A 23,745-nucleotide genomic window follows, 5' to 3' on the forward strand; every position below is an offset into this window, starting at 1 on the left:
GTCAACGGGCAAGTTCCCGTCGGCGAGGGAAATTTACGAGGAAATACCGAAGCTTAAACACGCGCGAAACATCGCGGCCGCTTCGGCATCGCCACGGCGCGGATGCCGTCCGCGCAGACCTCAGCCGGCGGAGGGTGCGAAGTCGGCACCGAGCAGCACCGTGATCGGCGCTCCCTGGTACGCATCCGAGAGCACGACGGTCCCGACCCCGAGCGCCTCGGCAACGCCGCGCGCGAGTCCTTCGAAGTCGGCGTTCCAGTAGTAGATCGTCGTCGACTCGATGTCGGCGGCGGCGGCGCGGGCGCGCACCGCATCCGGCCACCCGGCGGCGACGAGCTGGTCGGCCGCGACGTCCTGCTGCCCGGTCGTCTCGGTGCCGTTCAGAATCGACAGCGTCAGCTCGGGATCGGTGGAGACGGTCGACGGATCGGTCACCGCGTCGGCGACGGGCAGCGGCGACGCCGAGACCTCGACGGTCGCGTCCTCGCTGAAGTCGGGGAGGTCGAGCGTGAAGCTCGGGTCGAGCCGGGAGAGCCCGTACAGGCCGGCGACGACGAGCACGGCCGCCGCGAGGATGCCGAGGCCGAGGTTGATCCATCCGCGGCCCTTGCGGCGCGGGGCACGGTGCGCGCCGACACGCTCAAGGTCGCTCGGGATGTTGTCGAACTCGTCCTGAGGGAATCTGGCCATCTACTCGGTCTCGTCCTGGCTCGTGGTCGTGGGGCCGGGTCCGAACGTGCGCGAGCGACGCGCACGAACCCGGCTGTCACGCAATCGCTGGAGCCGACGGACGAGAAGCGGGTCGTGGCGCAAAGCCGACGGTCGCTCGATCAGCGTGTACAGCAGTTGATAGTAGCGGGCCGAACTGAGTCCCAACTCTGCGCGGATGGCGGCCTCCTTGCTGCCCTGCCGGTCCGGCCAGCGCCGTTCGAACTCGAGCAGTTCAAGGTCGCGCTCGCTCAACTCCGCATCCACGAGGGGCGCGGAGGGCTGGCGCGCCGCCTGCGTCATCCGTACCTCCGTCGCGCCGAGTGTAGGCACGACGCCGCGTCCCGTTGCGGTGGCGCGCGGGCGGGAGGCATCCACGCGGATTGCGCCGCGTTGCGGGAACACAGCAGACCTCGGCAACGCTGATTAGAGTGACCAAGCGAAAGGCGAGGAGAAACCGATGGCCTACGAAGTCGAAAAGACCGAAGAGCAGTGGCGCGAGGAGCTGGGCGAGGAGCGCTACCGCGTGCTGCGGCAGGCGGGCACCGAGCGCGCCTGGACGGGCGAGCTGCTCGATGAGTCGCGCGCGGGCCTCTACACCTGCGCCGCCTGCAACGCCGAGCTGTTCAAGAGCGGCACCAAGTTCGACTCCGGTTGCGGCTGGCCGAGCTTCTACGACTCCGTCAATCCGGATGCGGTGGAACTGATCGAAGACACCTCCCTCGGGATGGTGCGCACCGAGGTGCGCTGCGCCAGTTGCGGTTCGCACCTGGGCCACGTCTTCGACGACGGCTTCGGCACCCCGACCGGACAGCGTTACTGCATGAACTCGCTCTCGCTCGGGTTCCAGGCCGAGCCCGAGGCATGACGGACTCCCCCGGCCCTGTCTTCAGGGCGGTCGAGGCGCGCCGCTCGCACCCGTCGGTCGGCGGGTCCGCCCCGAGCGACGACCAGCTTCGACCGCTGATCGCCGCCGCGGGGGCGGTCGCCGATCACGGGGCGTTGCGCCCGTGGCGCGTGATCGCGCTGCGCGGGGAGGCTCGCGAGCGGCTCGGAGCGGCGATTGCGGTGGCCGCGGGCCTGGAGGGCCCGGCGGCCGAGAAGCTCGCCGCCAAGCCGCTGCGCGCTCCCCTGCTGCTCGCGATTGTCGCGAGCCCCACGCCGAGCTTCAAGGTTCCCGACTGGGAGCAGGAGGCGGTCGCCGCGGGCGTCGCCCACACCCTCTCGCTCCTGCTCGACGAGGAGGGCTGGGGCGTGATCTGGCGCACCGGCATCCACACGCGAAGCGCGCCGGTCGCGACGCTGCACGGCCTCGCCGAGGGCGAGCGACTGCTCGGCTGGCTGTACGTCGGTGAGCGCCTGCCGGACGCGAAGACCTCGCGGCGCGCGCCGATCGACGTCGACGCGCACTTCGGCACGATCTAGCGCCGCACGGTGGAGCCCCCTGTCGGATTCGAACCGACGACCCTCGCTTTACAAGAGCGATGCTCTGGCCAACTGAGCTAAGGGGGCGGGTCGGCCCGATTGTAGTCGGGCCGGGAACTACTCGGTGGGCGTGGGCGTCGGGGTCGGGGTGGCGTTCTGGGTGAATTCCTCGCCGGCGGCCCGCAGCACGAACTGGCGGAACTCGTTGGCGTCGAAGCCGGCGGTGTAGTTGAACTGCTCGCCGTTGACGAGGATCGTCGGCGTGCTCACCACCGCCTCGACCTCAGTGCCGGGAATCGGGCCACTGATCGCCCGCGCGGTCGCCGCGCGCACCCAGGAGCGGAAGCGTCCGTCCTCGATGCACTGGCCGACGGTCGTGAGGTTCGAGACGCCCACCGCGGTCGCCCGTGCCAGCAGCTCCTCGTCGCTCAGTCCGACGGAGCCCTCCTCGGGCTGATCGGTCAGAAGCGCCTCGTGGAAGTCGAAGAACGTGTCCGGCGAGAGCTCGGCGACGCAGGCCGCCGCGTTGGCCGCCCGCAACGAATACTGGGTGCCGGCCGACTTGGTCGTCAGCACCGCGATCGGGTGGATCTCGACCGTCGCAGCGCCCGACTCGATCCAGGCGCGGATGCTTTCGCCGTTGTTCTCCTCGAACTGACCGCACTTGGCGCAGAGGTAGTCGACGTAGATCTGGATGTCGATGACGTCGGTCGGGTTCTCGGCCGAGGGGGTCGGGTCGTTTCCGGCCGCAAGCGCTCCGGTGCGCTCGGCGACGTAGTCCTGACCGATCTTGATTCCGTCGCTTTGCATGTTGAGCGGCCCGCGGCCGCCCGGCTGATTGAGCGCCAGCAGCACGAACGAGACGATCACCAAGATCGCGAGGATGCCTCCCGCGACGCTTCCGCGCACGATCAGCTTCCGACGTCGATCCTTCTTGCGGTGGAGTTCGCGCAACTCCTTGGCGCGCTCGCGCGCCTCGTCCCGGACGCTTCCGCGCGCCGCGGGGCCGGGTTCGCCACCGTAGGTCATGGGTCCTCATTTATGTCTCGAGTTCGCGGCGCCAAATTACAGGGGATTCGCCGCACGGCCAAGCCGTATGCCGCCCCGATGCTAGCGGTCGGGACTGGACGCGAACCGGATGCGGGGGCCCGCGATCAGTGCGTGCGTCGCACTCACCCCCGAACAAGGGCATAATGGCGGGGTGGCTCTCGGCACCGATGCCGGGGTTCACGCTTCCATTCACTACGGATCGTCCGGCACGTACCTGCCGGTGAAGGAGTTAGTACCGCTATGGCAACTGTCACTTTTGACAAGGCAACCCGTCTCTACCCGGGTTCCACCAAGCCGGCTGTCGACGCAATCGACCTGCACGTCGCGGACGGCGAGTTCCTCGTCCTCGTCGGCCCCTCGGGTTGCGGAAAGTCGACCACGCTGCGCATGCTCGCCGGCCTCGAAGAGGTCAACGACGGCCGCATCCTGATCGGTGACCGCGACGTCACCGACGTGCCCCCGAAGGACCGTGACATCGCCATGGTCTTCCAGAACTACGCGCTCTACCCGCACATGACGGTCGCCGAGAACATGGGCTTCGCGCTCAAGATCGCCGGCGTCAACAAGGAAGAGCGCGCCCAGCGCGTCCTCGAGGCCGCCAAGCTGCTCGACCTCGAGCCGTACCTGGCGCGCAAGCCGAAGGCGCTCTCCGGTGGTCAGCGTCAGCGCGTCGCCATGGGCCGCGCCATCGTGCGTCAGCCCCAGGTCTTCCTCATGGACGAGCCGCTGTCGAACCTCGACGCCAAGCTGCGCGTGCAGACGCGTACCCAGATCGCGAGTCTGCAGCGCCGCCTCGGCGTCACCACGGTCTACGTCACGCACGACCAGACCGAGGCGCTTACCATGGGTGACCGCATCGCGGTGCTCAAGGACGGCGTGCTGCAGCAGGTGGGCACCCCGCGCGACCTGTACGCATCGCCGAACAACGTCTTCGTCGCCGGCTTCATCGGAAGTCCGGCCATGAACCTGTTCACCACCGACGTGGTTGAGGGCGGCCTCGCCTTCGGCACCACGGTCGCCAAGCTCGAGCGCGACGTGATCGCGCACCTCTCGGGCAAGACCGCCACGGTCGGCGTTCGCCCCGAGGACCTGGTCATCGCGACGGACGGCAAGGGTCTCTCGGTCGAGGTCGACGTCGTCGAGGAGCTCGGCGCCGACGGCTACCTCTACGGCCACGCGGAGGTCAACGGCCAGCGCGTCGACGTCGTCGTGCGTGTCGACGGTCGCAACCACCCGGAGGACGGCGAGACGGTCATCGTCGCCCCGGCTCCGGAGCACGTCCACGCGTTCGACGGCGAGACGGGCGAGCGCCTGACCAAGCCGATCGACACGCCGGCCACCGCGTAGTCACACCTTTTCTGGCCGCGGGCCCCGCCGCTCGTTTCGAGCTGCGGGGCCCGCGCTGTTTCCGCTTCACACCACGTCGCCCGCGGGCGGCACGGGAGGTTCCGCCCATGGCCTCGGCTCTGTCGATCACCGCCGCCGTTCCCGACTCGGCGCTGCTGGATCTGCCCTGGGACCTGCCGCTGGATCTGTGGCCGGACGAGACGATCGCGAGCCTGCCCAAGGGGATCTCTCGTCACCTGGTGCGGTTCGCCCACCTAGGCGGTTACGTCGTCGCCATCAAGGAGACCTCGGCCGAGCTCGCCAAGCGCGAGTACGAGATGCTGCGCACGCTGCAGCGTCTCGACATCCCGTGCGTCGACCCCGTCGCGGTGATCACCAATCGTGCGACGCCCGAGGGCGAGGAGCTTCAGCCGGTGCTCGTGACCCGGCACCTCAAGTTCTCGCTGCCCTACCGCGCCCTCTACTCGCAGACCCTGCGACCGGACACCGCGACGCGGCTCGTCGATGCGCTCGCGGTGCTGCTCGCGCGCCTGCACATCATCGGGTTCTTCTGGGGCGATGTCTCGCTGTCGAACACCCTGTTCCGACGCGACGCGGGCGCCTTCGCCGCCTACCTCGTCGACGCCGAAACCGGCAAGCTGTACGAGGGCGGGCTCTCCAACGGTCAGCGCGAGAACGACCTCGAGATCGCGCGCGTCAACATCGCCGGCGAGCTGCTCGATCTCCAGGCGGGCGGACGGCTCGACGAAGAGCTCGACCCGGTGGCGATCGCCGACGGCATCGTCGCCCAGTACCGATCGCTGTGGGCCGAGCTCACCGGCTCGGAGTCGTTCCCCGAGGCCGAGCGTTGGCGCATCAACGAGCGCGTTCAGCGCCTCAACGATCTCGGCTTCGACATCGAAGAGCTGTCGATCCGCAAAGACGACACCGGCACCCAGGTGCGCATTCAGCCCAAGGTCGTGGATGCCGGGCACCACTCCCGCCGACTGCTGCGCCTCACCGGCCTCGACGCGGGCGAGAACCAGGCCCGCCGGCTGCTCAACGACCTCGACTCCTATCGGGCCACCGGCGAGCGGGCCAACCTCGATGAGGAGCAGGTCGCCCACGAGTGGCTGGCGCGGGTCTTCGAGCCCGTGATTCGCGCCGTGCCGCGCGATCTGCGCGGCAAGCTCGAACCCGCCGAGCTCTTCCACCAGCTGCTCGACCACCGCTGGTATCTCTCGCAGAACACCGGACGCAACGTGCCGCTCGCCGAGGCGCTCACCTCCTACATCGAGACGATCCTGCGTCACCGCCGCGACGAAATGACCGTCGTCGCCCCGGTCACCGGACTCATCGACGTGCCGGTCGAGACCTCGGCCATGCCGATCATCTCGCCCGATGAGGACGAGGAAGACTGGCGCGCGAAGGTCTAACCCTTCGAGCCGGACTCCGCCCGCAGCTTCGCCACCTCGTAGAGGGTGACGCTCACCGCGATCCCGGCATTGAGGGATTCGGTGCTCGACTCGATCGGGATCGACACCACGGCGTCGCACTTCTCGGTGACCAGACGCGAGAGCCCCTTGCCCTCGCTGCCGACGACGATCACGATCGGCGAGGTCGCCAGCTCGAGGCCCGGCAGCGACACGTCGCCCCCGCCGTCGAGACCGAGCACGAAGACACCGCGCTGCTTGAGCTCCTCGAGCGCGCGCGTCAGATTCGCGGCCATCGCCACGGGAACGCGCGCCGCCGCGCCGGCGCTCGTCTTCCAGGCGCTTGCGGTCATGCCGACGCTGCGGCGCTGCGGCACGATCACGCCGTGCGCACCGAAGGCGGCGGCCGAGCGCACGATCGCGCCCAGGTTGCGCGGGTCGGTCACGCCGTCGAGCGCGACCAGCAACGGCGGGCGCCCCGAAGAGATCGCCGCGTCGAGCAGGTCGAGCGGATGCGCGTACTCGTACGCCGGCACCTTGAGCGCAATGCCCTGATGCACCGAGTCGGGCCCGCTCAGACGGTCGAGCTCGGGACGCATGACCTCGAGCACGTTGAGGCCGCGCTTGGTGGCAAGCGACAGCGCCTCCTTCACGCGGTCATCCATCTCGATGCGGGAGGCGATGTAGAGCGTGGTGGCGGGAATCTTGGCGCGCAGCGACTCGAGCACCGAATTGCGGCCGGTCACCATCTCGCTGTCGTCCGTCTTCGGGCGCGCGGTGCGGCGCACGGGCGCATCGGAGCCGCCGCGGCCGGACTTGGCACGAGCGGCGTCGAGACGCTCCTTCGCGGCCTTGCGCTTGCCGGCGACGTGCCAGCTGCGATCCTCCGCCTTCGGCGTCGGCCCCTTGCCTTCGAGGGCGCGGCGGCCGTGGCCGCCGGTGCCGACCTGGGGGCCCTTCTTCTTCGGCTTGCCGGCCCCAGCTCGTCCTGGCTTATTCATGTGATGCTCCATCTGGTTCCGTCGGGCGTGTCGTCGAGGGCGATCCCCGCGGCCGTCAATTCGTCGCGGATGCGATCCGCGGCGGCAAAGTCTTTGTTCGCGCGTGCGCTGGCGCGGTCGGCGATGAGACGCTCGACGAGCGCCCCCAGCACCGTGTGCGCCTCGCCGTCGTCGCCGGCCGCCCACTCGGGCGCGTGCGGGTTGATGCCGAGCACATCGAGCATCGCGACCACCTCTTCGCGGCGTTCCTCGGCGATCGCGAGCGTGCCCGCGTCGAGGGCGATGTTGCCGGCGCGCACGGTGTCGTGCAGCACGGCGAAGGCCTGGGGCGTGCCGAGGTCGTCGTCCATCGCCTCAGCGAAGGCGGCCGGAACGCGTCCGGGAACCCCGGCGCTCGCGGCGGGCAGACCCTCCACCGCGCGCACCACCCGCTCGAGGAAGCCCTCGATGCGCGCAAACGCGGTCTCCGCCTCGCGCAGCGCGCCCGGGTGATAGTCGATCGTCGAGCGATAGTGGGCGCTCGCCAGGTAGGCGCGCACCACGATCGGGCGGGCCATCGACACCAGTTCGGAGGCGTAGATCGAGTTGCCGAGCGACTTCGACATCTTCTGGCCCTCGATGTTGACGAGGCCGTTGTGCACCCAGTAACGCGCGAAGCCCTCGCCGGCCGCAGCGGACTGCGCGAGCTCGTTCTCGTGGTGCGGGAAGCGCAGATCGAGCCCGCCGCCGTGAATGTCGAAGGTGCCGCCAAGGTAGCGCTTGCTCATCGCCGAGCACTCGATGTGCCAGCCGGGGCGCCCGGCGCCCCACGGGGAATGCCAGGACGCAGATTCGGGCTCCTCGGGCTTGCTGCCCTTCCAGAGCGCGAAGTCGTGAGGGTCCCGCTTGGCGCGCGTCGGCGCATCCGCCGCATCCGACATGTCGTCGAGCTTCTGGTGGGTGAGCGAGCCGTAGTCGGGCCAGGTCTTCACGTCGAAGTAGACGTCGCCGCTGCCGTCGTCCGCGGGGTAGGCGTGGCCGCGCTCGATGAGTGCGGCGATCAGCTCCTGCATCTGCGAAATGCTCGCCGTCGCCCGCGGTTCGTACGTGGGCGGCAGGATGCCGAGGGCGCGGTAGGCGGCCGTGAACTCGAGCTCGATGCGATACGCGAGCGCCCACCACTCCTCGCGTCCACTCGCGTGGGCCAGGATCTTGTCGTCGATGTCGGTGACGTTGCGCACAAAGGTGACGTCGAAACCGCGCATGCCGAACCAGCGTCGCCACAGATCGTAGGCGAGCGCCGAGCGCACGTGCCCGATGTGCGGCGAGGACTGCACCGTGGGACCGCAGACGTAGATGCCGACCTTGCCGGGCTCAAGCGGCTCGAATGGGCGCAGCGCGGCCGAGCGAGTGTCGTAGAGGCGGATCGTCACTTGGCGAGTTTAGCCGGGGTGGGGGCTCGTTACCCCAGAATCAGGGCGGTCGCGACGGCTTGCACGCCTTCGCCGCGCCCCGTGAAGCCCAAGCCGTCGCTCGTCGTCGCGGCGACGCTCACCGGCGCGCCCACCAGAGTCGACAGGTGTGCCTCCATGTCGAGCCGTCGCCCGGCGAGCCGCGGCCGCTGGGCGACCACCTGGACGGCAACGTTCTGGATGCGGTAGCCGGCGCCGCTCACCAGCGCGAGCGTCTCCGACAGAAACACCTCGCTGCGGGCGTCGGCGAAGCGCGGATCGGCGGTGCCGAAACGCGACCCGATGTCGCCGAGCCCCGCCGCCGAGAGCAGCGCGTCGCAGATGGCGTGGATGACCGCGTCACCGTCGCTGTGCCCGGCAAGCCCCGGCTCGTCCGGCCAGTAGAGCCCCCCGAGCCACAGCGGCGCCGACTCGTCGTAGGCGTGAACGTCGATTCCGATGCCGGTTCGCATGCGCTCCGTGCCTCCGACCAGGTGTTCGGCCCGCTCCAGATCGGCGGGCGTGGTGATCTTGAACCCGAGCGCGTCGCCGTCGACCGCGACGACGGTGCCGCCCGCGGCCGCGAAAAGCGCCGCGTCGTCGGTGTGCTCGGTGCTGGCGGCGTCGTACGCGGCCTGCAGGGCGACGCGCGGGAATCCCTGCGGCGTCTGCGCAGTGACCAGCTCGGCGCGGTCCACCGCCTGCACGATCTGTTCGGCATCCAGCGGGTGGTGCTGCGGCGCGGCGGCGACCCGCTTGAGCGTGTCGACCACGCGGAGCCCCGGAACGACGCCGACGCCCCGGTCGCGCACGGCGCGCGCGACACGATCGATGACCGCGCTCGGGGTGAGGGCTCGCGCGGCATCGTGCACGAGCGCGATGTCGACCGAGCCGGGCAACGCGGCGAGCCCCGCGGCGACCGACCCCTGCCGCGTGGCACCGCCGACCACGACCTGCGTCCCCGGGCCGGCGCGCTCGGCGATGCGCGTCGCCTCCTCGAGACGATCCGCGGGCACCACGATCACGATCTGGAACTCTTCGGCCGCCGCGAGCACGCCGTCGATCGCGCGCTCCAGCAGCGTGCGCGCGCCGAGCGTCACAAACGCCTTCGGCACCGGGTGACCGAGTCGAGTGCCGCTGCCGGCGGCGACGATGACGACGCCGAACGGTGACGGCGCGCCAGAAGTCATGCTCCGAATCGTAGCCGGAGCAGGCGAAGCCTTAGGAAGCGAGGACCTCGTCGAGAACCGTGGAGGCCTTCTCTTCGTCGGTCTTCTCGGCGAGCGCCAGCTCGGAGATCAGAATCTGGCGAGCCTTCGCCAGCATCCGCTTCTCTCCCGCGGACAGGCCGCGGTCCTGGTCGCGACGCCACAGGTCGCGGACGACCTCGGAGACCTTGATGACGTCGCCCGAGGCGAGCTTCTCGAGGTTCGCCTTGTAGCGGCGGCTCCAGTTGGTGGGCTCTTCCGTGAACGGTGCGCGGAGCACCTCGAACACGCGGTCGAGGCCTTCCTTGCCGATGACGTCACGAACGCCGACCAGGTCGACGTTCTCCGCGGGCACCTCGATCGTCAAGTCACCCTGGGTGACATTCAGTTTGAGGTACAGCTTTTCCTCACCCCGAATGGTGCGCTTCTTTACTTCAATGATCTTTGCCGCCCCGTGATGGGGGTACACGACCGTCTCGCCGACCTCGAACAGCATGGAGTTGTTCCTTCCCGCAGACCTCCCATTTTAGCACAGTCGGGGTACGAGTTAGGATTGCCTAAGCCAGTGGTGCGCCTTGCCCCCGCTAGGCTGAGAGACGCTGTCTACTGACTGACTCGGAGGGTCTTGTGAACGCACGTGCCGCGATGTCCATTGTGCTGGCCGGCGTCACCGCCGCAGTTCTTGCGGGATGCGGTTTCGTCACCCCGATCGCGACGCAGTACCAGTACGACCCGAGCGACGGGGTGAGCGCCGAGGTCGGCGACGTCACCGTGCAGAACGCGCTCGTGCTGACCGAGGACGGCACCGACGGCAACCTGCTCCTCGTCGCGGTCAACCACGGCGACGACAGCGTCGACCTGGGCGTGCAGTACGTCGTCGACGGCGAGAAGGTCAACCTCACCCTCGAACTTGAGGGCAAGTCGTCGACGAGCTTCGGCTTCGGCGACAGCGGCCAGCTCTTCCTCGAAGGCATCAACAGCCCCGCCGGCAGCCTCCTCGCGATCTACTTCCAGTACGGCAACGAGGTCGGCAGCCAGATCGACGTGCCCGTGCTGGACGGCTCGCTCGAGCAGTACGCGCCGTACCTGCCGACGCCGACGCCCACGCCCACCCCGACCGAGACTGCCACGGAGACCGACGACGTCGAGCCCGAGCCGACGGAGACCACCGCGCCGTAGTCCGGCGGGCACCGGCCGAGCGGCCGCGGCGCCCTATGACTCGAAGCGGTAGCCGAGTCCGCGCACCGTCACCAGCAGCGTCGGCTGCGCCGGGTCGGGTTCGATCTTGGCCCGCACACGCTTGATGTGCACATCGAGCGTCTTAGTGTCGCCGAAGTAGTCCGCACCCCACACCCGATCGATCAGCTGACCGCGCGTGAGCACGCGCCCGGCGTTGCGCAGCAACAGCTCCAGCAGTTCGAACTCCTTAAGCGGCATCGAGATCTCGGCGCCGTTCACCGCGACCGAGTGCCGCTCGACGTCCATGCGAACCGGCCCCGCCTCGAGGATGCCCTCCTGCTCCTCCTCGACATCGGCGCGGCGACGCAGCACGGCGCGGATGCGGGCCAGCAGTTCGCGGGAGGAGTACGGCTTGGTGACGTAGTCATCCGCTCCCAGTTCCAGCCCGACGACGATATCGACCTCGCTGTCTTTCGCCGTGAGCATGATGATCGGGACCGTCGAGCGCGTGCGCAGCTCGCGGCAGACCTCGGTGCCGGGGAGGCCCGGGAGCATGAGGTCGAGCAGTACCAGGTCGGCGCCCTGACGCTCGAAGGCGACAAGCGCCGACGGACCGTCGGCGGCGACCTCGATCTCGTAGCCCTCCCGTTCGAGCAGAAATGCGAGCGGCTCGCTGAGCGAGGGCTCATCCTCGACGATCAGGATGCGGGTCATGGGCGGTGCTCCTTCAACTGGCGATTCGATCGGCGGCGGACTCGGGAAGTCGAATCGTGAAGGTCGACCCGTTGCCGGTCTGCGACCAGACTCGGACGTCGCCGCCGTGGTTCTTGACGATGTGCTTGACGATGCTGAGGCCGAGGCCCGTCCCGCCGGTCTGCCGACTGCGGGCGCTGTCGAGCCGGAAGAAGCGCTCGAACACCCGGTCGCGCTCCGACTCGGGGATCCCGATGCCCTGATCGGTCACCGCGATCTCGACGACGCCGTCCGCTCGTGAGACGCCCACGCCGACGCGCGACCCGTCGGGCGAGTACTGGATCGCGTTGACGACAAGGTTGTGGACGGCGGTGGCGAGCATGTTCTCGTCGCCGAAGACCTGGGCGCCGGCGTCACCGCCGGAGACCAGCGAGATGCGGTGCGCCGCCGCGGCGACCCGATTGCGGTCGACCGCCTGCGCGATGACCGAGTCGATGTCGACATTGTCGGCATCGTGCAGCGCGTCGTCGGCCTGCAGCCGGCTCAGCTCGATGATCTCCTGCGTGAGCCGGGCCAGCCGCTCGGCCTCGACGGTTAGTCGCTGGGCGAACCGGCGCACCTCGTCCGGGTTGTCGGAGCTCGCCTCGATCGCCTCGGCGAGCAGGGTGACGGCCCCGATGGGGGTCTTCAGCTCGTGGCTCACGTTGGCGACAAAGTCGCGGCGCACCTCGTCGAGTCGGTACGCCTCGGTGCGGTCCTCGGCCAGCAGTAGCACGTAGCGGGTGCCGAGTCGCGCCACGCGGACCATGATGTGCAGGTTCGCGTCGCCGAAGGGCCCGCGCGACAGGTGCAGTTCGCGACTGATGGTCTGACCGGTGCGCCGCACCTCGTCGGCGAGCTCGAGCAGTTCGGGGTGCACGAGGGCCTGATTCCAAACCAGCCCGAACGAGAGGGCCCCCATGGAGGCCTTGACGACGTTGTGCGAGGCGTCGAGCACGACGCCGACCGACTCGAGCGCGTCGATGACCTCTTCGACGCCGTCGGGCACGGTCGGTGAGACCACCGCGACCGCGCGCTGGCCGCGCCGGTGCGCGAGAACGGCGATCGCAGTGATGCCGATCCCGACGATGAGTCCGAAGAACACAGCGAGGAGCACGAGCCAGCCTTGAGGCATGGGTCTAGATTAGGGGGACAAATGCACGCGCTCGACGCCGGTTTCCCGCCGGAGGCCGCGTCGGGCCGCAGAATTCACTCCGCTGACACCGATCGTTCACCTCGACTCGGAAGGCTGACGGAGATCGGCGTGGCTCATGTTGCCCGAGACGATGCAAGACGCGAGAGGATCCGAAAATGCGCGAGGTGTTCCAGCAAGAGCTGCGAGAGGTGCAAGACCGACTCGTGGAGATCTCCTCGCTCGTGGCCGAGTCGATTGAGAACGCGACGAAGGCGTTCGGCGAATCGAACGTGGCCCTCGCCGAGAGCGTCATCGAACAGGACAGCCGCATCGACGCCGCAGCGCTCGCCCTCGATGAGCTGGCGATCCAGATCCTCGCCCGCCAGCAGCCGGTCGCCCGCGATCTGCGCATCGTGGTCACGGCGTTGCGCGTGAGCGCGTCGCTCGAGCGCATGGGCGACATGTCGACGCACATCGCCCAGCTCGCCCGCTACCGCTTCCCCGAGAAGGTCGTGCCGAAGGGCCTGCGCAAGACCTTCGAGGAGATGGGCGCGCTGGACTGCGAGATCGCGCACAAGCTCACCGAACTGCTGCGCACCGAAGACGTCAAGCTCGCCGAGGAGATCCGAGACGAGGACGACAAGATCGACGCGCTGCACCTCAGCGTGTTCGACAAGGTGCTCGGCGAGACCTGGAAGGGCGGCGCGGAGGACACGGTGGATGCCACACTCGCCTCGCGCTACCACGAACGCTTCGCCGACCACGCCGTCTCCATCTCGAAGAAGATGCAGTACCTGGCGACCGGCGACTGGGCTCCCCAGGACGACTGAGCCGCAACCTCAACGACGAAGCGCGTCACCCCCGCGGGGATGACGCGCTTCGTCGTTGCGGGGCGCTGCGCCCGCTCCTGCGCGCAAAGTCCGCGCGCAAAGTCGGAGAATCCCGGCGCTCGTCCACGAAAGGTGGACGAGCGCGCCGGATCTCCGAGTTTGCGCGAGCTTGAGGCGCGTGCGCCTTACTTTTTGCCCTGGCTGGCGACCGCGGCGGCCCCGGCGGCGGCGGCCTCGGGGTCGAGGTAGCGGCCCGGCGCGAGCGGACGGAAGTCGTCGTCGAGCTCGTAAACCAGCGGAATGCCGGTCGGGATGTTGAGCTCGGAGATCTCGTCATCCGCGATGTCCTCGAGGTGCTTCACGAGCGCGCGCAGCGAGTTGCCGTGCGCGGTCACCAGCACCGTCTCGCCGGCGGCGAGGCTGGGGATGATGTCGGACTCCCAGTACGGCAGCATCCGCTCGATCACGATCTTCAGGCTCTCGGTGCGCGGCACCTCGCCGTCGATGTTCGCATAGCGCTCGTCGTGCACCTGGCTGTACTCGGCGTCGTCGTCGAGCGGCGGCGGCGGGGTGTCGAAGCTGCGACGCCAGGTCATGAACTGCTCCTGGCCGTACTTCTCCAGCGTCTCGGCCTTGTCGAGGCCCTGCAGCGAGCCATAGTGGCGCTCGTTGAGGCGCCAGGAGCGCTTGACGGGAATCCAGAGGCGGTCGGCGACCTCGAGCGCGAGGTTCGCGGTCTGGATCGCGCGCGTCAGGAGGCTCGTGTAAAGGACGGTCGGGGCGAAGCCGGACTCGGCGAGCAGCTCGCCGGCGCGCTTCGCCTCGGTGACGCCCTGGTCGCTCAGGCGGACGTCCACCCACCCGGTGAACAGGTTCTTTTGGTTCCAGTCGGAATTGCCGTGACGAAGAAGGATGAGCGTGGTGGTCATGCCTGAAGCCTACCGAGACAAGAATGGATGCATGCCAAGATCCTCGTCTCCGCAGGGGCGCGTCACCCGCGGAACGACCGGGGTGAATCGCCTGCGGCGCGTGGATCGCTGGGTCGCGCAGCTTCCCGCGTTCCGCACCGCACAGACCCCGCTCGTCGTCGATCTGGGCTATGGCGCCTCGGCTCGCACCACCCTCGAGCTGCACGAACGACTCACACGGGTCAACCCTCGCGTCGAGGTCGTCGGCATCGAGATCGACCCCGAGCGGGTGCGCCTGGCGAGCGCCGAGGCTCGCCCCGGGGTGAGCTTTCGTCTCGGCGGATTCGAGACCCCGCTCGACGGGCGACGGGCGACCGTCATCCGAGCCTTGAATGTGCTGCGCCAGTACGACGAGTCGGAGGTGGAGGCGGCCTGGGCGACCATGCGCGCCCGGCTCGCCCCCGGGGGCGCGCTCGTGGAGGGCACCTGCAGCGAGCTCGGCCGGGTCGCCAGCTGGGTGACCCTCGACGCGGAAGGCCCCGTCACGTTCACGATCTCGTTGCGGCTTTCCGAGCTCGAGGCGCCGTCGATCGTGGCCGAGCGCCTGCCCAAGGTGCTCATCCACCGCAACGTGCCGGGCGAACGCATCCACGAGCTGCTGACGACGCTCGACCGGCTGTGGGCGACGCACGCGCCGCTCGGCGTCTACGGGCCCACCCAACGGTTCATCGCCGTGGCCGAGTCGCTGCGCGGCGAGGGCTGGCCGGTGCTCGGCGCGCGGTCGCGATGGAAGCTCGGCGAACTCACGGTGCCGTGGAGCGCCGTCGCCCCCGCCTGAGTCAGGAAACCGGCGGCAGGAGCTTTCGCGCCTCGTCGATCGGCATGCCCGCCCCGACCAGCAGGTCGACCACGAGCGGGCGAAGCAGCAGCAGCACGGTCGCGTCGGTGACGACGAGCGCGCCGGGCAGGCTGACCGCCGGGTCGAGTCGCGCCGCGAGGGTCGAGAGCACCCCGCGCGCCGACTCGGCGATCTCCAGCTCGACGACCGTGCGCGCGTCGAGCGCGGTCGCGAGCAGGCGCATCGCCCCCGCCACATCCGCCACCAGGCCCGCGAGTGCCGGACGGGGAACGCCATCGCGCACCAGAAACTCGATGCGCCGCGCCACGAGCCGCAAATGCCTGCTCGCGAGATCCGCGGTCGCCTGCAGACGCTGTTGGCGGCGCACCATAACCAGATGCCGCCGCAGGAATGGCGACAGCCGCGTCACCGACACCGCGGTGTCGGCGGAGGCGGCCCACTCATCCAGGAGCGGCTGGGTGCGACGCAGTCGCGCGAGCGCCAGCTCTCCGGCGGCCGGGTCGGCGTCGGCGAGGGCGTCGTGAAGGGAACCGAGCGCCTCATCGAAGACCGAGAACACCCGGCGTCCGTCGCGCGCCGCCTGGCGGCGCGGGTCGCGCGGAATCAACGCCGTCACGAGCAGCGCCACGATGCCGCCGACCAGACCGTCGAGGGTGCGGCCGAAGGGGCTGCCGTCGATCTGCGGCAAGAGCACGACCAGGGCGGCCGGAATCGCCGTCGCAAGGGCGAAGGCGGGGTTCGGCGACACGGCGCGCGCCACCACGAAGGTGACGAGCATCGCCACGAGCAGCTGCCACAGGCCCGCCCCGAGCAGCACCATGAACGCGTTGGCGAGGGCGATCCCCAACAGGATCGCAACGACGCTGCCGGCGACGCGGCGTGGTCGGGCATCGCGCGAGAACCCCAGCGAGGTGACGACGACCGTCACCGCGAGCACCGGCAACTGGTGGCCGAGCCCCCAGTGCGCGATCGAATACGACGCGGCGATGCCCGCCAGGATCTGCAGGATCGCCGGCAGCGACTCCCACACCCGGCGCACGGCCACGCGGGCGTCGATGCGGCGACGAACGCGGCGTTCGAAGGTGCGGAGGTTGTCGAGGGCGTCCACGGTCACTCGCGGCGGACAGCGCCGAGCCGCGGCAGCCGCGGCACGTTCGCCGACGCGCCCGCCTCCGGCGGCACCACGATCTCCTGGGCGGCGGCGAGCGGAGTTCCGTCCCCCGCGATGACCGTCAGCTCGGTGTCGACCGGCGCGGAACGCTTGACGACGGCGAGCGCGATCGGGCCCAGCTCGTGGTGGCGCGCGACGCTCGTCACGCGGCCGACGGCCTTCTCTCCCGCGTGCACCTCGTCACCGGCGGCGGCGGCAACGCCCTCGCTGCCGTCGAGGTGCAAAAACACCAGGCGCCGCGGCGGGTGACCCAGGTTGTGCACCTTCGCGACCGTCTCCTGGCCGCGATAACAACCCTTCGCCAGGTGCACGGCCGAACGCAGCCAGTCGAGTTCGTGCGGCAGCGTCGTGGAATCGAGTTCGGTCGACGCGCGCGGGCGCCAGGCGGCGACGCGCAGGGCCTCGAGCGCGAGCGTTCCGGCCGCTGGCACGTCGCTTTCGGCCAGGTCGGCCAGTCGCTCGCGCGGCACCAGCACCTCAAGCGCGCGCCACTCGGCGCCCGGATGCTCGGCGACCGTCGCGTAGGAGTGCCCACCCGCGGCCACCTCGGCCCAGCCGTCGCGCCAGATGAGCGGGATGCCGGCCGGCGCGGCGACGAACGCCTCGAGCGCGGCGGGGATCTCACCGAGCGCGCCGACGGTGGCAAACTCGGCCGTGCGGTCGGCGACCTCGACGCGGAGCATGAAGCGCATCCGGTCGAGGAAGGCGCGGAAGCCCTCGCCGAGCCCGGCGTCGAGCAGCAGCCAGGTGGTCTCGCCGTCGTCGAACACGCGTGCGGCGAACTCGATGCGCCCGCTCGGGTCGAGCAGGAGGGTCTCGCTGGAGCCGCCCGGCGCGAGACGGGTGAGCGCCTGCGAGGTGAGCGAGTCGAGCCAGCTCAGGCGATCATCGCCCGTGATTGACAGCACGTCGCGGTCGGAGAGGTCGACGATCGCCTCGCCGCGGGCGAGCGCGCGCTGCTCGGCGATCGGGTTGCCGTAGTGCTCCGGCGGGGAGGAGACGGCGCCGGGGCGGGTTGAGAACGGGCTCGCGTCGGGCTGAGTGGTTTCGACAAGCTCAACCGACTCAGCCGCGTCGGGCTGAGTGGTTTCGACAGGCTCAACCGGCTCAACCGACTCAGGCGTGGGCTCAACCGGCTCAGTCGACACGGGCGAGCCTTCCGGAGGCGTGGGTGCGCAGGTCGTGGCCGAGCGCCGCGATGTCCCATGCCCACAACAGGTGGTCCTCCACGAGTCCGTAGATTCGCGTCGCGGCCGAGTAGTCCTTGGCGCTCGCGGTGCGCACGACGGCATCCGTGGCGAGATCGATGCGGGGTCCGGCGACGGCCCCCAAATACAGCTCGCTCACGCCCGCGGCGTGCAGGATCGACACCTCGATGTCGAAGGAGCCGGCGGCGTTCCGCAGCGTCTCCACCTGTTCGGCGGTCGTGAAGTCCGACTCCCCGACACCCGGGATCATGCCGGGGCCGGCGTCGGCCGCGGTCGCCGGGCGCGCCAGGCTCCAGTAGCCGAGCTCAGAGAAGTAGGGAAGCGCCTCGGAGGCTTCCGCCTCCGCATCGAGCGCCCACACCGTGCAGCTGTACTGCAGGTGGCGCCCGCCGTCATGACTGAAGGCGACGCGCTGGCCGAACTCGCCCTCATGCATCTGGTCGCCGGCCCGATAGGCGAGCACGCCCGTGCCCTCCCACACACCGATCAGCCAGGAGAGCGGGACGAGCTCTGCCGGAACCGCCGGGTCGAGCTCGAACATGCCCTAGCGCTGCCCGCGGAAGAGGTTGTACACCACCACGACGGAGACGAAGCCGATCGACAGCGTCGCGAGACCGAGGAGCGCGATGAAGAAGAGTTCGAGGGCGAGCATGGCCTCAGTCTAGTGACGGGAGCAGCGTGACGTCGGGGTGCACCGCGATGAGCACGAGCGAGGCGATCACGAGAATGACGAGTCCGCCGCCGAGGCTGGCGATCATCCGCGTCACGAAGCCTTCGCGACGGTGAATCGCGAGCTGAATCGCGGAGGTCATGATGACGAGCGCGCCCAGCACGACCGGGATCCAGACCAGGAACGCGTTACCCGCGAAGACCCCCACCAGGACGGCGCCGACGAGCGCCGCCACCCAGACGATGCCGATGCTCCCTCGTAGCCAGTTCACGCGCCCATAGTATGCGTCACTACACTGTCCACAGACTCTCGGGAGGGCGTTCGTGGCGCAGTTGTTGATTTTGACCTCGACGGTCGACAGCGATGTGCTCCCCGCGCTCGGACTCCTGAACCACCGCACGCGCAGCATTCCTGCCGAACCGGCCTCGCTCGTGACGGCGCCCACAGCGGATCTGATCCTGGTGGATGCGCGACTCGATCTGGCCAGCGCCAAGTCGCTGTGCAAGATCCTCGTCACCACGGGCGTCACCGTTCCCGTCGTCCTGGTGCTGACCGAGGGCGGCCTCACCGCGGTGCAGTCCGACTGGGGTGTCGACGATGTGATCCTCGAATCCGCCGGTCCCGCCGAAGTGGATGCGCGCATCCGCCTGGCGATCGGGCGCCTCGCCGAAGACAAGACCTCCAGCAAGATCCAAACCTCCGGCGTCGTGATCGATGAGGCGAGCTACTCGGCCAAGGTGCACGGGCGTCCGCTCGACCTCACCTACAAGGAGTTCGAGCTCTTGCGTTTCTTCGCCTCGCACCCGAGCCGGGTGTTCACGCGCGAGCAGCTGCTGAGCGAGGTGTGGGGCTACGACTACTTCGGGGGAACCCGCACCGTCGACGTGCACGTACGTCGCCTGCGCGCCAAGCTCGGCGATCTGGAGTCGCTCATCGGAACGGTGCGCAACGTCGGCTACCGCTTCAATGTTTATGAAGATGATGAGAGACTCACGCCGGCCGGCTGAGGTTTTACCTGTCGTTCATTGAGCGGTGCCAGGATGGTGAAGTGGACGACATCAACCCTCTCGGCGATCCGACGATCGCGGCGGACCTCCTCGACGACTACGAGGCAGAGCCGGTCATCGTCGACGACGGGACCCTCCCCCACGACCGTTTCCTCGACCGCGAGCTGAGCTGGCTGGGGTTCAACCAGCGCGTGCTGGAACTCGCCGAGGACGAGAGCCTGCCGATCCTGGAGCGGGCGAACTTCTTGGCGATCTTCGCCTCCAACCTCGACGAGTTCTTCATGGTGCGCGTCGCCGGCCTGAAGCGCCGCATCGCCACCGGGCTCGCCGTGCCGACGAACGTGGGGCGTGCGCCGAGTGAGGTGCTCGCCGACATCAGCGCCAAGGCCCACGAGCTACAGGATCGCCACGCGCGCGCCTTCGGCGAACTGGTGAAGCCCGCCCTCGACGCCGCCGACATCCACATCGAGAACTGGAGCGATCTGGAGGAGCGCGACCGGGTGCGCGTCGACGAGATCTTCTCGACCCAGATCTTCCCGGTGCTGATGCCGCTCGCGGTCGACCCCGCGCATCCGTTCCCCTACATCTCCGGGCTCTCGCTCAACCTGTCGGTGCGGGTGCGGAACCCGAAGACCGACAAGGAGGAGTTCGCGCGTCTTAAGGTGCCGACGAACCTCCCGCGTTTCGTGAAGCTTCCGGATGACGGCAGCGGCCGGCTGCGTTACCTCCCCCTCGAGGACGTCATCGCCAATCACCTCGGCGAGCTGTTCCCCGGGATGGAGATCCTCGCCCACCACGAGTTCCGGGTCACCCGCAACGAAGACGTCGTCGTGGAGGAGGACGAGAGCGAGAACCTCATCCAGGCGCTCGAGAAGGAGCTGCTGCGACGCCGCTTCGGCCCGCCGATCCGGCTCGAGATCACCGACGACATGGACGAGGTCACGCTCGGCCTGCTGATGAGCGAGCTCCAGATCACGGCGCAAGAGGTGTACCGCCTGCCGGCACCGCTCGACCTGGGAGGGCTGTTCGAGCTGATGAAGCTCGACCGCCCCGATCTCAAGTACCCCAAGCACGTGCCCACGACGAGCGTGCATCTGCAGCCCGCCGACCCGACCGCGGCGCCCGATATTTTTGCCTCGATCGATCGCGGCGACATCCTGCTGCACCACCCCTACGAGTCGTTCGCGACGAGCGTGCAGGCGTTCCTCGAGCAGGCCGCGGCCGACCCGAACGTGCTCGCCATCAAGCAGACGCTCTACCGCACGAGCGGCGACAGCCCGATCGTGGAGGCGCTCATCGCCGCCGCGCAGGCGGGCAAGGCGGTGCTCGCCCTCGTCGAGATCAAGGCGCGGTTCGACGAGCAGGCCAACATCTCGTGGGCGCGCAAGCTCGAGAAGGCGGGCGTGCACGTGGTCTACGGCCTCGTCGGGCTGAAGACGCACTGCAAGCTGGCCCTGGTCATCCGTCAGGAAGGCCACCAGCTGCGGCACTACAGCCACATCGGCACCGGCAACTACAACCCCAAGACGAGCCGGATCTACGAAGACTTGGGGCTGTTGACCGCCGACAATCAGGTCGGAAAAGACCTGACGCGCCTGTTCAACGAACTCTCGGGCTACGCGATCGAGAAGAAGTTCAAGCGACTGCTGGTCGCCCCGCTGCATCTGCGCAAGGGACTGCTCAAGCACATCAACGCGGAGGCGAAGAACGCCCGCGAGGGCAAGCCGAGCGGCATCCGCATCAAGGTGAACTCGATGGTCGACGAACAGATCATCGATGCGCTCTACCGGGCGAGCCAGGCGGGCGTTCCGGTCGAGGTGTGGGTGCGCGGCATCTGCTCGCTGCGTCCCGGTGTTCCGGGGCTCTCGGAGACGATCCGGGTGCGCAGCATCCTGGGCCGCTACCTCGAGCACTCGCGCATCTTCGCGTTCCACCACGATGGCGACCCGCAGGTGTTCATCGGCAGCGCCGACATGATGCACCGCAACCTCGACCGCCGCGTCGAGTCGCTCGTGCGCCTCACCTCGCCCGAGCACATCGACGAGCTGAATGGGATGTTCGACCTGGCGATGTCCGACAAGGCGGATGCCTGGCACCTCGGCGAGGACGGCGTCTGGACACGCCGCAACCGCGACGCGGCCGGCGAGTCCCTCCTCGACCTGCAGGATGAGCTCATGCGCCAGATCGGGGAGCGACGCCGGGCGGTCCTGCGATGACGGCCGCCAACACCGTACTGGCGGCCGGCGCGGTCGTGTGGCACGAGCTGCCCGACGGCCGCATCGAGATCCTCGTCGTCTACCGCACGCAGCACAAAGACCTGTCGCTGCCGAAGGGCAAGGTCGATCCCGGCGAGTCGCTGCCGCAGACGGCGGCCCGGGAAGTCGAGGAGGAGACCGGGCTCTCCCTCGCGCTCGGGGTGCCGCTCGGCACGGTCGACTACACCCTGCCCAACGGCCGCCCCAAGCGCGTCTACTACTGGGCCGCGGAGGCGGACCGCGACGCGATCGCCAACTCCACGTTCCGCTCGAATGACGAGATCGAGGAGCTGCGCTGGGTCGACCTCGCGAAGGCGCGCAAGATCCTGAGCTACGAACACGACGTCGATGTCGTCGACCGGTTCGCCGGCCTCGTGGCCACCTCCAGCGCCCGCACCTTCGCCATCATCGCGGTGCGACACGGCAAGGCGGTCGCCCCCCACGACTGGCGCGGCCCGGATGCGACGAGGCCGCTCATGCCCCGCGGCCACGAACAGGCCCGCCGCACCGCCGCCGGCGTCGCGGCCTTCCGCCCGCGCAAACTGATCTCCTCCACCGCGGCGCGCTGCCTCACCACGATCGCACCGGTCGCGGCCTCGACCGGGCTGGCCGTCAAGCTGTCGGAGCAGATCAGCCAGGACGCGTTCCAGCCCTCCGGGAAGGCCGTGAACGCGGTCGTGCGCAAGCGCCTGAAGCGACGCCAGACCGTCGTGCTGTGCAGTCACGGCCCCGTGCTGCCGCAGATCATCGAGGCGGTCGCCTCCCACGGCGGGGACCGGAAACTCGACCAGTTGCCGCGCGCGAAAGCGCTCGGGACGGGCGAGTTCGCGGTGCTGCACGTCGCGGCGGCACACCCGGATGCCGGAATCGTCGCCATCGAGGTGCACAGCCCCTTCGAGTGAGGCGTCGGGCTGTTCGCGGCTCGTTCACCTTCCGTTCACCATCCCGGTCGAGTCTGGACACGAGGCGTTCCTAGCGTGACCTGCGGGTCGCACCGACCCTCACCTGAATCCAGACATTCCCGAAGGGAACACAGTGAACATCACGCGCATCGGCAGCGTTGCTGCCATTGCCATCGCAAGCACCCTCGTGCTCGCGTCTTGTGCCGGAGCCAGCGAAGGCGGCGAGGGCAGCAGCGACCTCACCGGCACGCTCATCGGCGCCGGCGCCTCGTCGCAGCAGTCGGCTCAGGAGGCCTGGGTCGTCGGCTTCCAGACCGCGAACCCGGATGTCACCGTCGAGTACGACCCGATCGGTTCGGGTGGCGGCCGCGAGACGTTCATCGGCGGCGGGAGCCAGTTCGCCGGTTCCGACCGTGCGTTCAAGGCCGAGGAGATCGCCGAGGACAACTTCGCCTCCTGCGTCGCGGGCACCGGCATCCTCGAGATCCCGGCCTACATCTCGCCGATCGCCGTCATCTTCAACCTCGACGGCATCGACTCGCTGAACATGGACGGCGCCACGATCGCCGGCATCTTCGCGGGTGAGATCACCAACTGGAGCGACGACGCCATCGCCGCGCAGAACGAGGGCGTCGAGCTGCCCGACCTCGCGATCACGGCCGTTCACCGCGCCGATGACTCGGGCACCACGGCCAACTTCACCGACTACCTCGCGGCCGTCGCCCCCGACGTGTGGACTGTGGGCGTCATCGAGACCTGGCCGACCGAGTACGGCGGAGAGGCTGCCCCGCAGACCTCCGGCGTGATCGACGCCGTCACCAACGGCACCGGCACCATCGGCTACGCCGACGCCTCGCGCGCCGGTGACCTCGGCACCGTCGCGGTCAAGGTCGGCGACGAGTACGTTCCGTACTCGCCCGAGGCCGCTGCCGCCATCATCGACGCCTCGCCGCGCGAAGAGGGTCGTGGCGACACGGACATCGCGATCGCGATCGACCGCTCCTCGAGCGCGCCGAACGTGTACCCGATCGTTCTGGTCAGCTACCTCATCGCGTGCAACGAGTACGCCGAGGGTGCCCCGGTCGAGCTCGTGAAGGCGTACCTCTCCTACGTGATCAGCGCTGAGGGCCAGGCCCTCGCCGCCGAGTCGGCCGGCTCGGCCCCGATCTCGGAGGCGCTCTTCACCGAGGCGCAGGCCGCGATCGACGCGATCAAGTAGCACGCAGTTCCCCAATCGGCCCCGCCGCTCGTTAGATTGAACGGCGGGGCCGGTTTCTTCCCCCTCGCGCTTCCCCTTACGCCCGACAC

Annotated in this window: 25 protein-coding genes and 1 tRNA gene; 11 read left to right on the forward strand and 15 right to left on the reverse strand. The window is 69.2% G+C overall.

The window, feature by feature from the left end:
* Positions 1–120: 120 nt before the first annotated feature.
* Together QZ258_RS07260 and QZ258_RS07265 are read right to left on the reverse strand one after the other, a co-directional pair.
* A complete protein-coding gene (locus tag QZ258_RS07260; RefSeq protein WP_294180031.1) occupies positions 121–690 on the reverse strand; it encodes a LytR C-terminal domain-containing protein in 570 nt (189 codons plus the stop codon).
* Entirely contained in the window at positions 691–1,011 is a 321-nt protein-coding gene (locus QZ258_RS07265; protein ID WP_294180032.1) for a DUF3263 domain-containing protein, read from the reverse strand.
* 157 nt (positions 1,012–1,168) lie between these two features.
* Between QZ258_RS07265 and msrB the strand changes: the two genes are divergently transcribed.
* Together msrB and QZ258_RS07275 are read left to right on the forward strand one after the other, a co-directional pair.
* A complete protein-coding gene (gene msrB, locus QZ258_RS07270; RefSeq protein WP_294180034.1) occupies positions 1,169–1,576 on the forward strand; it encodes a peptide-methionine (R)-S-oxide reductase MsrB in 408 nt (135 codons plus the stop codon).
* Positions 1,573–2,133: a nitroreductase gene (locus QZ258_RS07275; RefSeq protein ID WP_294180036.1), complete on the forward strand. Its 561-nt coding sequence runs from the start codon at positions 1,573–1,575 to the stop codon at positions 2,131–2,133. Before msrB ends, QZ258_RS07275 begins: the two co-directional genes overlap by 4 nt.
* Positions 2,134–2,143: 10 nt before the next feature.
* Here the strand turns inward: QZ258_RS07275 and QZ258_RS07280 are convergent.
* Both QZ258_RS07280 and QZ258_RS07285 read right to left on the reverse strand, forming a co-directional pair.
* A tRNA-Thr gene (locus QZ258_RS07280) sits at positions 2,144–2,220 on the reverse strand.
* A gap of 30 nt (positions 2,221–2,250) precedes the next feature.
* On the reverse strand, positions 2,251–3,162 hold the full coding sequence (locus QZ258_RS07285; protein ID WP_294180038.1) for a thioredoxin domain-containing protein: 912 nt from the start codon (positions 3,160–3,162) through the stop codon (positions 2,251–2,253).
* 261 nt (positions 3,163–3,423) lie between these two features.
* Here QZ258_RS07285 and ugpC point away from each other — a divergent pair, with 261 nt between their 5' ends.
* Positions 3,424–4,530, forward strand: coding sequence for an ABC transporter ATP-binding protein (gene ugpC, locus QZ258_RS07290; RefSeq protein WP_294180041.1), 1,107 nt, complete (start codon positions 3,424–3,426; stop codon positions 4,528–4,530).
* 107 nt (positions 4,531–4,637) lie between these two features.
* Positions 4,638–5,945 (forward strand): DUF4032 domain-containing protein, encoded by a 1,308-nt coding sequence (locus QZ258_RS07295; protein WP_294180043.1) that lies wholly within the window; start codon positions 4,638–4,640, stop codon positions 5,943–5,945.
* Here QZ258_RS07295 and rlmB read toward each other — a convergent pair.
* From rlmB to QZ258_RS07315, 4 genes are read right to left on the reverse strand one after another with little or no spacing between them, the layout of a single operon-like run.
* A complete protein-coding gene (rlmB, locus tag QZ258_RS07300; protein WP_294180045.1) occupies positions 5,942–6,943 on the reverse strand; it encodes a 23S rRNA (guanosine(2251)-2'-O)-methyltransferase RlmB in 1,002 nt (333 codons plus the stop codon). The two genes, QZ258_RS07295 and rlmB, sit on opposite strands and share 4 nt — an antisense overlap.
* On the reverse strand, positions 6,940–8,355 hold the full coding sequence (gene cysS / locus QZ258_RS07305) for a cysteine--tRNA ligase (protein WP_294180047.1): 1,416 nt from the start codon (positions 8,353–8,355) through the stop codon (positions 6,940–6,942). Before cysS ends, rlmB begins: the two co-directional genes overlap by 4 nt.
* Positions 8,356–8,384: 29 nt before the next feature.
* Complete coding sequence (gene ispD, locus QZ258_RS07310) at positions 8,385–9,563, reverse strand: 2-C-methyl-D-erythritol 4-phosphate cytidylyltransferase (RefSeq protein WP_294180048.1); 1,179 nt, start codon at positions 9,561–9,563, stop codon at positions 8,385–8,387.
* 31 nt (positions 9,564–9,594) lie between these two features.
* A complete protein-coding gene (locus QZ258_RS07315; protein WP_294180050.1) occupies positions 9,595–10,077 on the reverse strand; it encodes a CarD family transcriptional regulator in 483 nt (160 codons plus the stop codon).
* A 131-nt stretch (positions 10,078–10,208) separates the two neighbouring features.
* On the opposite strand from QZ258_RS07315, the gene QZ258_RS07320 reads away from it, so the two are divergent.
* Positions 10,209–10,760 (forward strand): hypothetical protein, encoded by a 552-nt coding sequence (locus QZ258_RS07320; RefSeq protein WP_294180051.1) that lies wholly within the window; start codon positions 10,209–10,211, stop codon positions 10,758–10,760.
* Positions 10,761–10,793: 33 nt separating this feature from the next.
* Here QZ258_RS07320 and QZ258_RS07325 read toward each other — a convergent pair whose 3' ends face one another.
* Together QZ258_RS07325 and QZ258_RS07330 are read right to left on the reverse strand one after the other, a co-directional pair.
* Complete coding sequence (locus tag QZ258_RS07325) at positions 10,794–11,474, reverse strand: response regulator transcription factor (protein WP_294180053.1); 681 nt, start codon at positions 11,472–11,474, stop codon at positions 10,794–10,796.
* A gap of 13 nt (positions 11,475–11,487) precedes the next feature.
* Entirely contained in the window at positions 11,488–12,627 is a 1,140-nt protein-coding gene (locus QZ258_RS07330; RefSeq protein ID WP_294180054.1) for a cell wall metabolism sensor histidine kinase WalK, read from the reverse strand.
* A 176-nt stretch (positions 12,628–12,803) separates the two neighbouring features.
* Here QZ258_RS07330 and phoU point away from each other — a divergent pair, with 176 nt between their 5' ends.
* Positions 12,804–13,457 (forward strand): phosphate signaling complex protein PhoU, encoded by a 654-nt coding sequence (phoU, locus tag QZ258_RS07335; RefSeq protein WP_294180056.1) that lies wholly within the window; start codon positions 12,804–12,806, stop codon positions 13,455–13,457.
* A gap of 185 nt (positions 13,458–13,642) precedes the next feature.
* Here the strand turns inward: phoU and QZ258_RS07340 are convergent, their stop codons facing one another.
* The gene (locus tag QZ258_RS07340) at positions 13,643–14,386 is read right to left on the reverse strand and encodes a phosphoglyceromutase (RefSeq protein ID WP_294180058.1); all 744 of its coding nucleotides are present in this window, start codon (positions 14,384–14,386) and stop codon (positions 13,643–13,645) included.
* A gap of 31 nt (positions 14,387–14,417) precedes the next feature.
* Here QZ258_RS07340 and QZ258_RS07345 point away from each other — a divergent pair, with 31 nt between their 5' ends.
* Positions 14,418–15,203, forward strand: a complete 786-nt coding sequence (locus QZ258_RS07345; protein ID WP_294180059.1) for a trans-aconitate 2-methyltransferase — start codon at positions 14,418–14,420, stop codon at positions 15,201–15,203.
* Position 15,204: 1 nt separating this feature from the next.
* Here the strand turns inward: QZ258_RS07345 and QZ258_RS07350 are convergent, their stop codons facing one another.
* From QZ258_RS07350 to QZ258_RS07365, 4 genes are all read right to left on the reverse strand, one after another.
* Entirely contained in the window at positions 15,205–16,338 is a 1,134-nt protein-coding gene (locus QZ258_RS07350; protein WP_294180062.1) for an aromatic acid exporter family protein, read from the reverse strand.
* The gene (locus QZ258_RS07355; protein WP_294180064.1) at positions 16,335–17,543 is read right to left on the reverse strand and encodes a folate-binding protein YgfZ; all 1,209 of its coding nucleotides are present in this window, start codon (positions 17,541–17,543) and stop codon (positions 16,335–16,337) included. The genes QZ258_RS07350 and QZ258_RS07355 overlap by 4 nt, the downstream gene beginning before the upstream one ends.
* Positions 17,533–18,144, reverse strand: a complete 612-nt coding sequence (locus tag QZ258_RS07360) for an FABP family protein (protein WP_294180066.1) — start codon at positions 18,142–18,144, stop codon at positions 17,533–17,535. Before QZ258_RS07360 ends, QZ258_RS07355 begins: the two co-directional genes overlap by 11 nt.
* A 115-nt stretch (positions 18,145–18,259) precedes the next feature.
* Positions 18,260–18,544: a hypothetical protein gene (locus QZ258_RS07365; protein ID WP_294180068.1), complete on the reverse strand. Its 285-nt coding sequence runs from the start codon at positions 18,542–18,544 to the stop codon at positions 18,260–18,262.
* A gap of 52 nt (positions 18,545–18,596) precedes the next feature.
* On the opposite strand from QZ258_RS07365, the gene QZ258_RS07370 reads away from it, so the two are divergent.
* The 4 genes from QZ258_RS07370 (at position 18,597) to QZ258_RS07385 (ending at position 23,656) form a co-directional block, all read left to right on the forward strand.
* The gene (locus QZ258_RS07370; RefSeq protein ID WP_294180070.1) at positions 18,597–19,280 is read left to right on the forward strand and encodes a response regulator transcription factor; all 684 of its coding nucleotides are present in this window, start codon (positions 18,597–18,599) and stop codon (positions 19,278–19,280) included.
* A gap of 41 nt (positions 19,281–19,321) precedes the next feature.
* Positions 19,322–21,496 (forward strand): RNA degradosome polyphosphate kinase, encoded by a 2,175-nt coding sequence (locus QZ258_RS07375; RefSeq protein ID WP_294180072.1) that lies wholly within the window; start codon positions 19,322–19,324, stop codon positions 21,494–21,496.
* A complete protein-coding gene (locus QZ258_RS07380) occupies positions 21,493–22,437 on the forward strand; it encodes an NUDIX domain-containing protein (RefSeq protein WP_294180074.1) in 945 nt (314 codons plus the stop codon). The genes QZ258_RS07375 and QZ258_RS07380 overlap by 4 nt, the downstream gene beginning before the upstream one ends.
* Before the next feature lie 133 nt (positions 22,438–22,570).
* Positions 22,571–23,656, forward strand: a complete 1,086-nt coding sequence (locus tag QZ258_RS07385; RefSeq protein WP_294180076.1) for a phosphate ABC transporter substrate-binding protein PstS — start codon at positions 22,571–22,573, stop codon at positions 23,654–23,656.
* The last annotated feature ends 89 nt before the right edge of the window (positions 23,657–23,745 follow it).

The sequence above is a fragment of the uncultured Schumannella sp. genome (assembly GCF_905479755.1).
In the GTDB taxonomy this organism is placed as follows: domain Bacteria; phylum Actinomycetota; class Actinomycetes; order Actinomycetales; family Microbacteriaceae; genus DCRR01.